This is a genomic window from Flagellimonas sp. MMG031, from assembly GCF_040112705.1.
Classification (GTDB): Bacteria; Bacteroidota; Bacteroidia; order Flavobacteriales; family Flavobacteriaceae; genus Flagellimonas.
This window is the reverse complement of record NZ_CP157804.1, coordinates 2586639-2600323: the sequence shown is the minus strand read 5'-3', so window position 1 is coordinate 2600323 and position 13685 is coordinate 2586639. Positions and strand designations below refer to the sequence as shown.

The window sequence follows — 13685 nt, the reverse complement described above, 5'->3', positions numbered from 1 at the left end:
ATTTACAAATTCAAAACATGGAATCGAGGATACCCCATTATATTTGCAAAAACTTTTTTAACAATTATGACACTCATCAAATCCATTTCCGGCATACGAGGCACCATCGGAGGGCGCACAAACGATAACTTAACGCCCGTTGACGCGGTAAAATTCGCTGCCGCTTATGGTACCTGGTTACAATCGTACGCTGCGAAGGATAAGCTGAAGGTAGTCATTGGTCGAGATGCCCGTTTATCTGGGGAGATGATACAAAATTTGGTGGTCTCCACCTTGGTGGGATTGGGAATTGATGTTATCGATTTGGGATTGTCCACAACCCCCACCGTAGAGATTGCGGTTCCTTTGGAAAAAGCGGACGGCGGCATTATTTTAACGGCCAGCCATAACCCCAAACAGTGGAACGCCCTTAAATTATTGAACGAAAAAGGGGAGTTTTTGGATGCGGAGCAAGGCGCTAAGATCTTGGCCTTGGCCGAGAAAGAGGATTTTGAATTCGCCGAGGTCGATGATTTGGGTGAAATCATAAAGAACGATTCCTACATCGATATCCATATAGATGAAGTATTGGAATTACCTTTGGTAGATGCCGAGACCATAAAAAAGGTAGGCTTTAAGGTTGTGGTCGACGGGGTCAATTCAACAGGTGGGATTGCCATTCCAAAATTGCTTGAAGAATTGGGGGTTGAAGTAGTAAAATTATATTGTGACCCCACAGGACATTTTCCGCATAACCCCGAACCTTTGAAGGAACATTTGGGCGATATCTGCAAGAAAGTAGTGGAGGAAAAGGCTGATTTTGGCATTGTAGTGGACCCGGACGTGGACCGATTGGCATTTATTAGCAATGATGGGGAAATGTTCGGTGAAGAATATACGCTAGTGGCTTGCGCCGATTATGTGCTATCCAAGACCAAAGGAAATACGGTATCCAATCTTTCCTCCTCCCGTGCTTTGCGCGACATTACGGAAAAACACGGCGGCACTTACGAAGCTGCTGCAGTGGGGGAGGTGAACGTAGTGACCAAGATGAAGGCCAATAATGCCATTATTGGGGGTGAGGGCAATGGCGGTATCATTTATCCTGAGAGCCATTATGGACGGGATGCCTTGGTGGGGACGGCTTTATTTTTGATGCTGATGGCCGAGCGCGGTGGAACAGTGGCCGAACTTCGTGCCAGTTACCCGAGCTATTTTATGAGCAAAAAGAAGATAGCATTGACGCCCGACTTGGATGTAGATGCGCTGTTGGAGGCCATGCACCATAAATATAAGGATGAAGAGGTGTCTACCATCGATGGGGTGAAGATTGATTTTCCGGAGAATTGGGTGCATTTGAGAAAATCGAACACGGAACCCATCATCAGAATTTATACCGAAGCCAAGTCCCAAGCCGAAGCCGATGGATTGGCGGATAGGATAATCGGTGAAATCAAGGAAGTAGCGGGAATCTAGGAATTGACCACCTTTTGGGTTGTTATCTGGAACTCCTTGGGTACTTTGTCCTTGTGTTTCCAACGTTTATGTGTCCAGAAGTAATATTCTGGCGCTTCCCGGATGGATTTTTCAGTCTCCCGTAAAAAGGCGTCGGTGATTTTGTAGTCTTCTACCTCCGATGGGTTTTCGGAAAGTACCTTGACCGTACCCTCATAATAGCCCCTTCCAATTTTACGTGTCTTGAGGTAGACGGGAATAATATCGTTTGCTTTGCAAATTTCCTCGCCCCCCACATGCACAGGTACCACTATGCCCATAAAATCTGTCCAGTATTTGGCCTTGATGACCATGGGCGATTGATCGCTAATGATACCCACCATGAGCAGTAGTTTACTTTCCTTGGCGTCCTTCAAAATTTTTCGGGACTCCCTTGTGGAAATCAGTTGGGTGTTGAACCTGCCCCTAAGGTCCCGTACCAGTTTATCAAAATACTTGTTCTTTATTTTTTGGTAGATACCGTAGCCTTTGGACTTAATTTGAAGATTAAGGGAAACCACCCACTCCCAGCTGGCATAATGTGGCAGCATCAGCATGGTGTTGATGCCCTTTGCTTCAAGCTCGTGGAGCACCTCCATGTTGGTGACCGTAAATCTTTTTTGGACTTCCTTATTGCTAATCCCCAGAGTCTTGATCATCTCCAGAAAGATATCGCACATATGCCTGAAGAACTTTTTCTCTATAACCAATCGTTCCTCTTCTGATTTTTCAGGAAAAACAAGGGCCAAATTGTTGCGCACCACCTTTTTGCGGTACCCAATAAGGTAGTACAGGAGTATGTAGACCCCATCGGAGATAAAATAAATGATTTTAAAAGGGAGTCTGGAAACCAACCAGAGCAAAGGATAAACAAGGATATAAACTACCAGCTGCATAGACTATTCTTGTGTGCAAATATAGCTATATTTGAACCCAAACCTTTATTTACATGCTCAATTTACATATCGCTACGATAGCCATCATGGCTGCCAATGTGCTGGTTTCACTACGTGGTTTCAATAATATGGCGTTTTTTGACAGATACAAGTTCAGTATCAGTGCCATACAAGCGGGGCAGCGGGAACGGATGGCCACCTCTGGCTTTTTGCACGTGGATTTTTCCCATTTGTTCCTCAATATGTTCACGCTGTATTTTTTTGCTCCGGTAGTGATTGGTTGGTTCGGCTCCATCAAATTTTTAATCATCTATTTTGTGAGTCTGCTGGCAGGAAGCCTTTTGGCCTTGGTTTTTCATAAAGATGAGCCATTTTACAGTGCCGTAGGGGCCAGTGGTGCGGTTATGGGCGTGTTGTACGCCGCCATATTGCTCAACCCTGATATGCAATTGGGCATTATGTTCATTCCCATTCCATTACCGGCCTATGTGTTGGGGATTGCTTACTTGTTGTATTCCATTTGGGGGATGAAAAGCCGGATGGGCAATATAGGACACACCGCCCACTTTGGGGGAGCCATTGGGGGATATGCAACCACTTTATTGTTTAAACCAGAACTTTTTGTCACGGACACCTTGATTGTGGTGCTCTTGGCCATTCCTATCATCATCCTTTTTGTATTAGACAAAATGGGCAAGATTTAGCTAAGATGCCATAGGTAATTTTATTGGAAGTATGGTTTTCAATTCGAATGGATTCCGTGTCAAGCACGGAATGATGGTCATCCATAAATCCCATAAAAAAAGGCCTTGAAACTTCAAGACCTTTGTTCATCTATATTTTAGGGCTGATTTAGCTCTTACCAAGTATTTCGGCCACTTTTTCTTCCAAAGCAGGTCCCCTGAGGTCTCTTGCTACGATAACCCCATTTTCGTCCAATAAAAATGCAGCAGGAATAGCATTGATGTTGTACAAACGGGCAATCGGGTCCTGAAAACGCTGAAGGTTGGAAATATGGTTCCATTCCAATCCATCGGCTTCAATAGCGCCGGTCCATTGTTCGGCTTGGGTATCCAAAGAAACGCCCAAAACGTCGAAACCTTTTTCGTGGTATTTTTTGTAGACCGATACAATGTTTGGGTTTTCGGCACGACAGGGTCTGCACCATGCGGCCCAAAAGTCGACCAAGGTAAGTTTTGCATTGCTGGTCACATCGCTCAATGCTAGCACGTCACCCGAGGGCGTAGGGGCAGAAAAGTCGGGCGCTGTGGCTCCCACTTCGGTAGATTTTAAATTTTCAAGCTGCTCCGCAATCTTTTTTGCAGGTTCGGTTTCCTTCATCTCGGGTGAAAGTGCCTCGAACATGGATTTGATTTCATCTACGGTAGCTGACTTTGTGGCCAACAGGTTACCGATGACCAAAACGGAGATGTAGGCATCTGGATGGCTCTTCGCAAAATCAAGGTTGAAATTTTTGGCATCTTCCTGAAATTCCATGAATTCCTCGCGAAGTGCGGCCACAGTGGCAGTATCTTGCTGCTGGGCTGCGGTACGCATATCGTTCTGCATAGATTGCGCTCTTTCAGAAAACCTGCGGGACTCTTCCAAAAAGTCCATGAATACTTCGTTTTGTTCGGTTCCTTTGAGCTTTGCGTATCCAATGCTATCTTTTTGGAATTCTACATCGATTGTTCCGTTCTCCACGATTACCGGAACGTTTCCACGCATTTTATCCACAAAAAGATAGTACATCTTGGGCTCCACTTGGTTTCCGCTAAAGCTGAAAAGTCCATCTTGGACGGCGGTAGTGTCGATATCCACCAATTGGTTTAGGGAATCGGTGGTCTTCAAAAATATTTGGGTTCCATTTTCGGGTTCTCCGGTAATGGTTCCGCTCAACACGTATCCTTTGGGTTCAGAATTACAGGCACTTATCAAAAGTGCACCTAGGGATATGGCAAATAGTTTTTTCATTTCAATATGTTTAAGCCGCTAAGGTATTCAATGTTTATGGCATAAAAAAACCCTCGGCTTATTGAAAAGCCAAGGGCTTGTCTTTAAAAAATCGTATCGTTAGAATTGGTATCGGATACCCAATGCGATATCAAAATCAAAATCGTTATCGAAACCGTCGTACCCAACTAGGCCTAATTCAGGTCGGAAGTCCAAGGATAGGAGCAGTGGAATATCAAAATCGTATTCTATACCGATATTACCTGCCGCAAACACGAACAAGCCATCGTTATCATCGTTAAAATCGGGTTCTGGCCTATCAAAATCAACGCTTCCCAGTCCACCACCGACACCGTAGTACCAGTTAAAGTTGCCATCCAAAGGTCGTACCCATTGGTAAACTCCTGCCAATTTAAAAGCATCAAACTCCCGGCTATCCCTCCAGCCTAGGTTGAATTCCGCCCGGTTGTAGCGGCCAATCGATTTTTGATAGGAAATCTCGGCCCCAAAGCCGTCACTGTCGCCCAATCGTAGTCCCAAAGCATGCTCTGAGATGTTCTGCGCGCTTAAGCTCACTGTTGCAAACAAAAATAAAACGGATAATAATGTGGTAATCTTCATGAGGTTCTCGTTAAGTTAAAAAATAGAGATAGTTTTGTAATACATTTACGTTCTAAAAACCAATTTAGTTCCCAAAAAGTATTCCAAGTTGGATAAAAAATTGTTAAAAGACCTCTCTGAATCCTTGGAAGGGGAGTTGTTGTTCGACGAATTGAGCAGGGCGATTTATGCCACAGATGCTTCGGTGTATCGCAAACTGCCCTTAGCGGTGGCCTATCCCAAAAATCCACAGGATATCAAAACATTATTGGGTTTCGCCAACAAAAATAGGGTTGGACTGATTCCTCGGACAGCAGGAACTTCTTTGGCCGGACAATGCGTAGGGGAGGGCATTGTGGTGGATGTGAGCCGACACTTCACCAAAATCATCCATTTGAACAAGGAGAAAAAGCAAGTGACCGTTCAGCCTGGGGTGGTACGTGACGAGCTCAATCAGTACCTACAACCTTTTGGTCTCTTTTTTGGGCCAAACACCTCCACGTCAAACCGATGTATGATCGGTGGCATGGTAGGCAACAATTCTTCGGGAACCACTTCCATACAATACGGCGTTACCCGCGATAAGGTGGTTGCCATGCAATGCATTCTGTCCGATGGGAGCGATGCACACTTTACGGATATATCCAAAGAAATATTTGACCAAAAGCGGATTGGGGATTCTTTGGAAGCTAACATATACCAAAAACTTTACGAAGAACTTTCCAATCCGGAAACGCAGCAACAGATTGCCGATGAATTCCCGAAACCGAGCATTCACAGACGCAATACGGGTTATGCGGTGGACGAACTATTGAAGAACCGGATTTTTGGGGATGAAAAGGAGGACTTCAATTTGTGCAAGCTTTTATCGGGCAGTGAGGGAACTTTGGCCTTTACCACCGAAGTGACCCTTCAGCTTGATGATGTACCGCCTCCCTTTGCGGCCATGGTGGCTACCCATTACCATACCTTGGAGGATTGCTTGAGCGATGTGGCTCCCGTGATGCAGCACAGCCTGCACCTATGCGAGATGATGGATAAGGTAATTCTGGACTGTACCAAGAACAATCGTGCACAATTGGCCAATCGTTTTTTCGTGGAGGGCGACCCAGCCGGAATTTTGATGTTGGAGGTCAAGGCAACTACCACGGAAGATCTGGAAAAGCAGTTGGAAGCCCTGCTCAAAACCATTGAAAAGTCGGGATTGAGCTATGCCAGTCCTGTTTTGTACGGGGAAGACATCAACAAGGCCATCGAACTTCGTAAGGCCGGATTGGGATTGCTAGGCAATATGGTGGGAGACCGTAAAGCGGTAGCCTGTATCGAAGACACCGCAGTGGCCTTGGAAGACCTGAAGGATTTTATCGGGGAGTTTACCCAGATCATGAAAGAATATGGGCAGGATGCCGTGTACTACGCCCATGCAGGGGCTGGAGAATTGCATTTGAGGCCCATTCTGAATCTAAAAAAGGCAGAAGATGTGGTCTTGTTCCGGCGTATCACCACCGATGTGGCCCAACTCACCAAAAAATACCGAGGCAGTTTTAGTGGCGAACATGGAGATGGTATCGTCCGCGCTGAATTCATTCCATTGATGATCGGAGAGGCCAATTATGAACTCCTGAAACGCGTAAAAACGATTTTCGACCCCAATGGAGTCCTGAATCCGGGAAAGATAGTGGATGCCTACCCCATGGATGAGTCCTTGCGATACGAGGTAGACCGAAAAGAGCCCGAAGTTTCTACTGCTATGGATTTTTCGGATAGTGAGGGTATTTTAAAGGCTGCGGAAAAATGCAACGGAAGTGGTGATTGCCGCAAAAGCCACCACATGAGCGGTGCCATGTGCCCCAGTTATCAGGCGACCAAAAATGAGAAAGATACGACAAGGGCCAGGGCCAATGCGCTGCGGGAGTTTTTGACGCATTCCGAAAAACCGAACCGCTTCGACCATGAAGAGCTAAAGCAGGTCTTTGACCTTTGTTTGAGTTGCAAGGCCTGTGCCAGTGAGTGCCCGAGCAATGTGGACGTGGCCACCTTGAAGGCGGAGTTTCTGTACCATTATCAGGAAGCGAACGGCTATTCCTTGCGCAGCAAGCTGTTTGCCCACAATACCCAACTGAATGCCTTGGGCAGCAAGGTTTCAGGAGTAACCAATTGGATGTACGAATCCAAAACCATTGGGAATTTCATCAAAAAAGCTACTGGAGTGGCGCCTGAAAGGAGTTTACCACAAGTAGGACGCTTTAATTTTAACAATCACCTTAAAAAGCAGCGTGCAGCGCGTACGGAGCTTTCCAAAAAGCAGGTGGTGCTATATATCGATGAGTTTGTCCAATATTTGGATATCCAGATCGGTAAGGATGCCATCGAATTGCTGTGCAAATTGGGTTACGATGTGGAACTATTTTATGGGGAGAGCGGGAGAACCTATCTATCGAAGGGATTTTTAAAACAGGCCAAAAAATTGGTCGCCCGTAATTTGGAACGCCTCAAGCCCATTTTGGATGCCGGAACTTCCATTGTGGGACTGGAGCCTTCGGCCATACTCTCTTTTAGGGACGAATACCAACGGTTGCACGAGGATAAGGGCCAATTGACCAAACTGGCTTCGCAATCCTTTTTGATCGAGGAATTTTTGGCTTCGGAAATAGCAGTAAAACAAATTACTTCGGAAAGTTTCACCAAAGAAGAGCGGACCATAAAAATCCACGGACATTGCCATCAAAAAGCATTGAGCAACCAAAAAGTGACCTTTGATATGCTCAACCTGCCCGAAAATTACAAAGTAACCATCATCCCGTCGGGTTGTTGTGGCATGGCGGGTTCCTTTGGGTACGAAAAGGAACATTATGAGGTGAGTATGCAGGTTGGGGAGCTCAAATTATTTCCAGCAGTGAAGAAAAGTTCAACGGACACCATTATTGCGGCCAATGGAACCAGTTGTAGGCATCAAATCAAGGATGGGACGAAAAGGGAGGCATTGCACCCGGTCTCAATCTTGAGACAGGCCCTTGTTGTCTAAGAAATCAGGGTCGATATGCTCTTCGCTCTCACTGAATTGTTGTTCGGTAAGGTCTTCCATCTTCACTTCCTTGTCCGTAATGGATGCAATAAGGTCGTTCATATCCATTTCCTTTAGGTCTTCGTCCATAAAGAAAGGGGAGAGCCGGTCGTGATTGTAGTGGTAAATTTTCCAACGCTTAAAGGAATATTCCAGAGCGGTAAGGTTTTCCACCCAATCCCCGGAATTTAGATAGGTGCATCGACCATATTTGTTTTCGTAGATCTCTTTTTTAGGTTGATGGATGTGTCCGCAGACCACATAATCGTACTCGTTTTCTATCGCGAGTTCTGCAGCGGTTTTTTCAAAGTCATTGATATATTTGACCGCGCCCTTTACGCTGTTCTTTATTTTTTTGGACAAGGAATATTTTTCCCGTCCCATTTTGGCCAAGCACCAATTAAGGAAACTATTGATCAAAATAAGTAGGTCATAGCCATATCCTCCCAATTTGGCCAACCATTTGGCATTTTGAATAGAAACATCGAACACATCACCATGAAAGATCCATGCTTTTTTACCGTCGAGGTTCAACACCAATTTGTTCATGATCTTAAAGTTGCCCATTGAAGTATCACTGAACTTACGGAGCATTTCATCGTGATTTCCAGTAATATAGTACACTTCGGTACCCCTGGAGGCCATTCCAATGATCTTTCTTAACACTTTTAAATGGGAAGGAGGGAAGTATCGCTTGCTAAACTGCCAAATATCGATAATGTCCCCGTTTAAAATCAGTTTTTTGGGCTGAATGCTGTTGAGGTATGTGATCAGTTCGTCCGCATGGCAGCCATAGGTTCCTAGGTGAACATCCGAGATAACTGCCAATTCTATCTTCCTTCTTTTCAATCGAATAAGGTTTAGTACAAAATAAACTGGTAGGAATAAATTAGAAATCAATTCCAAATCATTAATTCATGAGGATATTGTTAAAATAATATCACCTTAAAGTGAATTATGTTACAATAACATTAAGCCAAAAGCCTGTTTTTGAATTAGCTTTGTATCCGCTACCTTTGGGGGCAATCTAATTTTATACCGAATGGCAGGAAATTCCTTTGGACAACTTTTTAGGCTCACCACCTTTGGTGAATCCCATGGAAAGGCTCTGGGCGGCATTATCGATGGTTGTCCCGCTGGGATAACGTTGGACCTCGAGAAGGTACAAGAAGAACTGAACCGCAGAAAGCCGGGGCAATCTGCCATCGTCACGCAACGCAAGGAGCCGGATACCGTGGAGATCTATTCCGGTGTATTCGAAGGAAAAACTACGGGAACGCCCATTGGTTTTGCCATTCACAATACCAATCAGAAGTCAAAGGACTATTCCCATATCAAGGATTCGTACCGACCTTCCCATGCGGACTATGTGTACGATAAAAAGTACGGTTTCCGTGATTACCGAGGAGGAGGCAGGAGTTCCGCACGGGAAACGGCAAGTCGAGTGGTGGCGGGAGCCATCGCCAAACAGTTTCTGAACGATATCAAAATCAACGCCTTTGTTTCGCAAGTGGGGGAGATGAAATTGGATAAACCGTATCAAGAATTGGACTTTTCCAAGATAGAATCCAATGCAGTGCGCTGTCCGGATCCTGAAATGGCCCAACAGATGGAGGCATACATCAAATCCATTAAAAAAGAAGGGGATACCATTGGTGGTGTTATCACCTGTGTGGCCCAAAATGTACCCATCGGTCTCGGAGAACCGGTTTTTGATAAGCTGCACGCCCGTTTGGGTGAAGCCATGCTTTCCATCAATGCCGTTAAGGGTTTTGAGTATGGAAGCGGCTTTGCAGGGGTTGCCATGAAGGGCAGTGAGCACAACGATGCCTTTAACCCCGATGGCACCACAAAGACCAATCGCAGTGGAGGTATCCAAGGGGGTATCAGCAATGGTATGGACATTTATTTTAGTGTTGCCTTTAAGCCTGTGGCCACTGTTCTGCAAGCCTACGACACCATCAACAAAGAAGGGGAGCAGGTGACCACCCAAGGCAAGGGAAGGCACGATCCCTGTGTGGTACCAAGGGCCGTGCCCATTGTGGAGGCCATGACGGCATTGGTGTTGGCAGACTATACGTTGCTGGCCCGTACCAACAAAATCTGATGAGCCGTTAGGTGGTTTCCATGCAATAAAGTATCTTTCCGTCCATAATTTTATTTTATGAAGAAATTGGAATTACACTGGCAAATCCTCATCGGGATGGCCTTGGGTGTTTTGTTTGCGTTGTTAATGGTTCAATTTGATTGGGGTCCCAAAATTGTTTCGGATTGGATCAAACCTTTTGGTAATATTTTCATCAACTCACTAAAATTGATTGCGGTGCCCTTGATTTTGGCATCGTTGATCAAGGGAGTGTCCGACCTAAAGGACATTTCGAAGCTCTCCAAAATGGGCGGTCGGACGATAGGGATTTACATCGTCACCACCATTATTGCGGTAACCATAGGTTTACTGGTCGTGAACGTGGTAAAGCCCGGTGGTTCCATTACAGAGGATACCCGGAACGAGCTTGTGGAGAACTACAAAGGCGATGCTGACAACATCAAAACTGCCGCCGACAAACAAAAGGAGGCGGGCCCCTTGCAGGCGCTGGAAGATTTGGTTCCGAGCAACATATTTAAGGCCGCGAGCGACAATGGAAACATGCTTCAGGTGATTTTCTTTGCCATATTCTTTGGGATTGGGCTCATTTTGATTCCAGAGAAAACCGCAGAACCCGTCAAAAAATTCTTCGATGGCTTTAACGAGGTCATTTTAAAATTGATAGATATTATTATGTTGGCCGCACCTTATGGTGTATTTGCGCTGTTGGCGGCCTTGGTGGTGGAGTCGCCAAGTTTGGACCTTTTCCAAGCCCTGGCATGGTATGCCTTCTGTGTACTGCTTGGTTTGGCGCTTATGCTATGTGTATATCTGCTGATTGCATGGATTTTCACCAAAACCAACCCCGCCTTTTTTATGAAAGGAATGTCCCCTGCACAATTATTGGCTTTTTCGACCAGTTCGAGTGCCGCTACCTTGCCAGTGACCATGGAAAGGGTAGAGGAGCATTTGGGCGTTGAGGAAGAGGTGACCAGTTTTGTGCTGCCCATTGGTGCCACTATCAATATGGACGGAACCAGTTTGTATCAAGCGGTAGCCGCCGTTTTTATCGCCCAAGCCTTTGGTATGGACCTGAGTCTTTCCGCTCAGTTGGGCATCATTGTTACGGCAACCTTGGCTTCCATAGGTAGTGCAGCTGTTCCCGGTGCCGGAATGGTAATGTTGGTCATCGTATTGGCACAGGCTGGGATTCCTGAGGCAGGACTTGCACTGATTTTTGCGGTGGATAGACCTTTGGATATGTGCCGTACCGTGGTGAATGTTTCCGGTGATGCCACCGTTTCTTTATTGGTTGCTAAATCCGTAGATAAATTGGGAGAGCCCAAGGTGAAGAATTGGGACGACAACTATCGGAAACAAAAAGAGAGTTAATCCAAAAACTTGGCTTTAAGTTCTGGGGTGGGTATCATGCAGGCGTCCTGCTTGCCGAACCATTTGTACCGATTTTTGGCCACAACGTCATAGATCCGATCGCGGATGGAGGAGGGAATCCAAGTAAAAATGGCCGAAAGCTTCCAGATGCCACCTAAATCTTGGGCAATTTCCAAGGCGGCATCCGATTTGGTAAAATAGGCTACTCCGGGCTCAATCAAAATAATGGAATCGATTTTGCTGGTATCGATTTGGCGTTGGGCCACCAACTCCTGTCCAATCTCACTTTGGAGCGCCGCGTAACGAAAAATATCCTTTTTGTCCCTTTTGATGACAAATTGGACCGCGTTGTTGCACAAATTGCAAACGCCATCGAACAGGATTATCTTTTTATCTTCCATAGTGCTGTCATTCCCGCGTAGGCGGGAATCCAATTTCTTTGCTACAAAGATACGCAGCAGTCCCCTCAAAGCCTAGCGATTTCTAATAGCCGGCCAATGTTAAAATCTCGTTGGGAGGGAGCTCGCTCAGTTCAAGGATGTTCTTGCCCGATGCTGCCAAGGCCTTGCGCACGATATAATTCCCCGTTCGGTAACCCACGGATTCCCTGCCGTCGGGATGCTGGAACATCCAGTGCTGGTAATTGGCATTGATGGGCAGGGCCAATATTTCGGTAGCCCATTCCTCGGCCACTGTGGCTTCGGGAGGGCTATCGGCTTCCATGGCGACGGTGTACACTTCCGAAAACACCACGGCAAGCCCCTCGTTCACCGACGCGATATCGATACCTGGTCCAAATTTATTGTCCTGTATGGCCCAACCTCGGTAAAGGTGGTGAAATTCATGAAAAATGGTATGCTCCAAGGCCGTTTCGGCCGCTTTGGCAACCCCACCGGGGTAGGTCTCGGATATTTGGATCACCACTTGGGGAGGGGAGTTGGTCTCCGTTCGGCCGGTAACCCCGCCGACCACATCGATGTTCCAATCCACAATCTCCACCGCTACGTTGATGCTGTCGGGCAGGTTGGGCAACAGTTTCCTAACCTTTAGTTCCGATGTGTGGACAATGTCTTGGATAAGTTCTTCCTGTGCGGGCGTAAAGCGCGATTTACTTTCGGTAAAGGTTACTACCGAGCTGGCTTGGACTGTTTTGCCGGGAGAAGGGTTGCAACTGGCAATGACGCTATATAATGCAAATAGCGCTAGGATTTTGATGGATTTCATGAATGTTCGTTTTTTTAAAGACTGATGAAATCCAAAATTGTTACATGAATAGAAAAGAGGTGTGGGTGGTTTTGACTAAGGAGTGTGAGTGGCACTATGGATTATAAGTGTATCCCGGTATTATTATTCTGCTATCTCTTTTAATAATTCCGCTGTTTTTGGTTCAATTTCCCCATTAAACTTTAGTTTAGAAGCTTTTTTACCCGTTAGCATTTGATAAAAAACGCACGCGTTTAAAAAAGCTCCATAGACATTGGGATGGATATTGTCTTCGTATACGTTGACTTCTGGATACTCCGTCAAAATTTGGTAGAATTTGTTCCCATTGTCCGATGCTGTGAGTCCATACTTCTGGGCCACCAAATCATACGATTCGTTGATCAAAGCAAACTCCTGTTCTAAATTCGCTATTTCTGGAGAGCAGTACTCATCATTTTCCAAGCTATGATCAATGGCCCATTTGGAATAGCAGTATTGTTTAGGATATTCCTTTTTTGAAGGCCAAGTTTTAAATAAAATGAACTTACAATCTTTATTTGAAATTCGATTCTTGATTTCTTCAATTGCGGTTTCAACTTTGTATTTTTTGGCCTCCGGAATTAATAGTCTGACGGTGCCTTCCTGCAGAATTATGACATCCCAATCCTTTTCGGATAGTTTAACCTCTGTTTTGGTTTTTTCACCATCTTCCTTTCTTCGCGTATTGATTTGATCCTCGGTTCTTAATTCAATGATGTTGTTCAAATGCGCATCCAATGACATTCCGGGAAATGTACTATGTTCAATGTTAAAATTAGAGGAAGTCTCGTTCAACATTTGTTGTAAAGTTTCCGGCATATCATGGTAATAGGTCAAACTATTTCCAATAAACAGTACGTCGATTTTTTCGGTTTCCTTTGTTTCCTGAGATTTACAATTAACAGCAATGAATAATAATAATGGTAATAGAATATGTTTCATGAATTATAGCTAATGGTCTCGGTTTTTCGTGTTTAGT

The 13685-nt window shown here is 45.3% G+C and carries 12 protein-coding genes; 5 read left to right on the top strand and 7 right to left on the bottom strand.

The window, feature by feature from the left end:
• Positions 1–66 precede the first annotated feature (66 nt).
• On the top strand, positions 67–1455 hold the full coding sequence (gene glmM / locus ABNE31_RS11755) for a phosphoglucosamine mutase (protein WP_306012977.1): 1389 nt from the start codon (positions 67–69) through the stop codon (positions 1453–1455).
• Here the strand turns inward: glmM and ABNE31_RS11750 are convergent.
• Complete coding sequence (locus ABNE31_RS11750; RefSeq protein ID WP_349351271.1) at positions 1452–2369, bottom strand: lipid A biosynthesis acyltransferase; 918 nt, start codon at positions 2367–2369, stop codon at positions 1452–1454. The two genes, glmM and ABNE31_RS11750, sit on opposite strands and share 4 nt — an antisense overlap.
• A 53-nt stretch (positions 2370–2422) precedes the next feature.
• On the opposite strand from ABNE31_RS11750, the gene ABNE31_RS11745 reads away from it, so the two are divergent.
• Complete coding sequence (locus ABNE31_RS11745; protein ID WP_127141826.1) at positions 2423–3073, top strand: rhomboid family intramembrane serine protease; 651 nt, start codon at positions 2423–2425, stop codon at positions 3071–3073.
• 148 nt (positions 3074–3221) lie between these two features.
• Here ABNE31_RS11745 and ABNE31_RS11740 read toward each other — a convergent pair whose 3' ends face one another.
• Together ABNE31_RS11740 and ABNE31_RS11735 are read right to left on the bottom strand one after the other, a co-directional pair.
• Complete coding sequence (locus ABNE31_RS11740) at positions 3222–4343, bottom strand: DUF4369 domain-containing protein (RefSeq protein WP_293282518.1); 1122 nt, start codon at positions 4341–4343, stop codon at positions 3222–3224.
• 99 nt (positions 4344–4442) lie between these two features.
• On the bottom strand, positions 4443–4943 hold the full coding sequence (locus tag ABNE31_RS11735) for a hypothetical protein (protein ID WP_179383776.1): 501 nt from the start codon (positions 4941–4943) through the stop codon (positions 4443–4445).
• A gap of 88 nt (positions 4944–5031) precedes the next feature.
• On the opposite strand from ABNE31_RS11735, the gene ABNE31_RS11730 reads away from it, so the two are divergent.
• A complete protein-coding gene (locus ABNE31_RS11730; protein ID WP_349351270.1) occupies positions 5032–7947 on the top strand; it encodes an FAD-linked oxidase C-terminal domain-containing protein in 2916 nt (971 codons plus the stop codon).
• Here ABNE31_RS11730 and ABNE31_RS11725 read toward each other — a convergent pair.
• Positions 7918–8835 (bottom strand): UDP-2,3-diacylglucosamine diphosphatase, encoded by a 918-nt coding sequence (locus tag ABNE31_RS11725; RefSeq protein WP_349351269.1) that lies wholly within the window; start codon positions 8833–8835, stop codon positions 7918–7920. The two genes, ABNE31_RS11730 and ABNE31_RS11725, sit on opposite strands and share 30 nt — an antisense overlap.
• Before the next feature lie 193 nt (positions 8836–9028).
• Between ABNE31_RS11725 and aroC the strand changes: the two genes are divergently transcribed.
• Both aroC and ABNE31_RS11715 read left to right on the top strand, forming a co-directional pair.
• Entirely contained in the window at positions 9029–10093 is a 1065-nt protein-coding gene (aroC, locus tag ABNE31_RS11720; protein WP_349351268.1) for a chorismate synthase, read from the top strand.
• Between the two features lie 57 nt (positions 10094–10150).
• Positions 10151–11464, top strand: coding sequence for a dicarboxylate/amino acid:cation symporter (locus ABNE31_RS11715; protein ID WP_179383772.1), 1314 nt, complete (start codon positions 10151–10153; stop codon positions 11462–11464).
• On the opposite strand, the gene ABNE31_RS11710 is transcribed toward ABNE31_RS11715, so the two are convergent.
• The 3 genes from ABNE31_RS11710 to ABNE31_RS11700 form a co-directional block, all read right to left on the bottom strand.
• On the bottom strand, positions 11461–11865 hold the full coding sequence (locus ABNE31_RS11710; protein WP_349353047.1) for a thiol-disulfide oxidoreductase DCC family protein: 405 nt from the start codon (positions 11863–11865) through the stop codon (positions 11461–11463). The genes ABNE31_RS11715 and ABNE31_RS11710 overlap by 4 nt on opposite strands.
• Before the next feature lie 82 nt (positions 11866–11947).
• On the bottom strand, positions 11948–12688 hold the full coding sequence (locus ABNE31_RS11705; RefSeq protein WP_349351267.1) for a DUF2268 domain-containing putative Zn-dependent protease: 741 nt from the start codon (positions 12686–12688) through the stop codon (positions 11948–11950).
• A 123-nt stretch (positions 12689–12811) separates the two neighbouring features.
• Positions 12812–13648, bottom strand: coding sequence for a DUF4886 domain-containing protein (locus tag ABNE31_RS11700; protein WP_349351266.1), 837 nt, complete (start codon positions 13646–13648; stop codon positions 12812–12814).
• Between the last annotated feature and the right edge of the window lie 37 nt (positions 13649–13685).

Coding starts and splice junctions, on each gene's coding strand:
- ABNE31_RS11740 (WP_293282518.1), bottom strand. CDS start 4,343: ATGAAAAAACTATTTGCCATATCCCTAGGTGCACTTTTGATAAGTGCC.
- ABNE31_RS11745 (WP_127141826.1), top strand. CDS start 2,423: ATGCTCAATTTACATATCGCTACGATAGCCATCATGGCTGCCAATGTG.
- ABNE31_RS11710 (WP_349353047.1), bottom strand. CDS start 11,865: ATGGAAGATAAAAAGATAATCCTGTTCGATGGCGTTTGCAATTTGTGC.
- ABNE31_RS11705 (WP_349351267.1), bottom strand. CDS start 12,688: ATGAAATCCATCAAAATCCTAGCGCTATTTGCATTATATAGCGTCATT.
- ABNE31_RS11750 (WP_349351271.1), bottom strand. CDS start 2,369: ATGCAGCTGGTAGTTTATATCCTTGTTTATCCTTTGCTCTGGTTGGTT.
- glmM (WP_306012977.1), top strand. CDS start 67: ATGACACTCATCAAATCCATTTCCGGCATACGAGGCACCATCGGAGGG.
- ABNE31_RS11715 (WP_179383772.1), top strand. CDS start 10,151: ATGAAGAAATTGGAATTACACTGGCAAATCCTCATCGGGATGGCCTTG.
- ABNE31_RS11735 (WP_179383776.1), bottom strand. CDS start 4,943: ATGAAGATTACCACATTATTATCCGTTTTATTTTTGTTTGCAACAGTG.
- ABNE31_RS11700 (WP_349351266.1), bottom strand. CDS start 13,648: ATGAAACATATTCTATTACCATTATTATTATTCATTGCTGTTAATTGT.
- aroC (WP_349351268.1), top strand. CDS start 9,029: ATGGCAGGAAATTCCTTTGGACAACTTTTTAGGCTCACCACCTTTGGT.